This window comes from Mitsuaria sp. TWR114, assembly GCF_007997345.1.
This window is the reverse complement of record NZ_VOSR01001020.1, coordinates 1-1,473: the sequence shown is the minus strand read 5'-3', so window position 1 is coordinate 1,473 and position 1,473 is coordinate 1. Positions and strand designations below refer to the sequence as shown.

Sequence of the window (1,473 nt, the reverse complement as noted above, 5' to 3'; positions counted from 1 at the left end):
CGGCAGCGCCGCCAGCATCCGCCGCAGCTGCGCCTCGCGCTCGTCCGGCGCCAGGTACTTCAGCTGCACCTGCAGCGCCGACACCGCCTTCAGCCGCTCCTCCACCGTCGCCACCGGATGCACGCCCATGCCCACCGCCGACAGGTCCAGCACCGGCCCCGGCACGCGCCGCACGAATTCGATCACCGTGTCGCTGAACATGCGGCCGCCGTTGAGGTAGCCGGTGGCGACGAACACGGTCGCGCGCGCGCCATGGCGCGCCAGGATCGGATGGGCCACGGTCCAGTTGTCGGCGTAGCCGTCGTCGAAGGTGATGCAGGCCGCGCGCCTCGGCAGGCGACGCTCGCGCAGCGCGGCCGCGGCGTCGCTGACCGTCATCAGCGTGAAATACCGCGCCAGGAAGGCCACCTGCGCCTCGAAGCGCGCCGCGTCGATCTCGCCCGGGCGCAGCGCGTCGGGCGACGGCAGCACGCGGTGGTAGATCAGGATGCTCAGCGCGGACTCGCCGCGCGGCCAGCCCAGCAGGCTCAGCCCCGCCAGCATCAGACGCTCCCCCAGTACGGCGAATGGACGTCGCGCGGCAGCTGGCCCGCGGCGATCGCGGCCTGCTTGCGCTGCGCCATCTCGGCCGCGACGATCCGGTTCACCACCACGACGATCAGCACGAGGTAATACGGCAGGTCGAAATACACCAGGCTCAGGAAGGCCCCGCCGGTGGCGTAGCCGATCAAGCCCACCTGGCACATCGCCGCCAGGTCGCGCGCCCACTGCAGGTCCGGCTCGGCCTTGCTGGCGCGGATCGTCGCGCCGGCCAGTCGCCAGGTCATCGCGAAGATGCCCACGAACAGCGCCAGCCCCATGAAGCCGTGCTCGCCCATCGCCTGGAAGTAGATGCTGTGGGCCGTCAGCGGGATCGAGGGATCGGGCGCGTACTTCGCGAACACCGCCGCCCCGGCGACCGTGAAGCCGCCGCCGAACGGGAACAGGTCGGTCGCCAGCCGCCAGGCCATCTGCCAGGCGTTGATGCGGCCCATCGCCGATGCGTCCTGGTCGTAGGTCCGGATGGTCTCCATCCGGTCGGTCCAGCTGTCCGGCATGAAGACGAAGATCAGCGGCAGCGCCACCAGCACCACCAGCGCCAGCGGCAGCTTGTTGCGGCTCTTGAGCCACATGAAGAAGGACATCATCACGATCGCCAGGAAGGCGCCGCGCGATTGCGAGCCCACCGCCGAGGCCATGCACAGCAGCATCGCCACCGTCGCCAGGTGCCGCTGCCAGCGCTGGGTCGACTGCAGCTGCAGGTAGCGGATCAGCGGCACCGTCATGATGGTCGCCAGCGCCAGCGAGTTGTTGTCCTCGATGAAGGAGCCCTCCGGCCCCCACACCCGCGCCGAGCCGCCCGACAGCACGGTGAACACGCCGCCCTTGATGCCGTAGTAGCCGATCGAGACCACCAGCACCAGCACCAGCCAG

2 protein-coding genes are annotated in these 1,473 nt (G+C 70.3%); both read right to left on the bottom strand.

Annotated elements, in window-relative coordinates; translation table 11 throughout:
* Positions 1-543: polysaccharide deacetylase family protein (locus FUT87_RS26905; protein ID WP_147242964.1), on the bottom strand; the 543-nt coding region annotated here is incomplete at its 3' end.
* The coding region (locus FUT87_RS26900) for a putative O-glycosylation ligase, exosortase A system-associated (RefSeq protein ID WP_147242963.1) at positions 543-1,473 on the bottom strand (931 nt) is incomplete at its 5' end. The genes FUT87_RS26900 and FUT87_RS26905, both read right to left, overlap by 1 nt.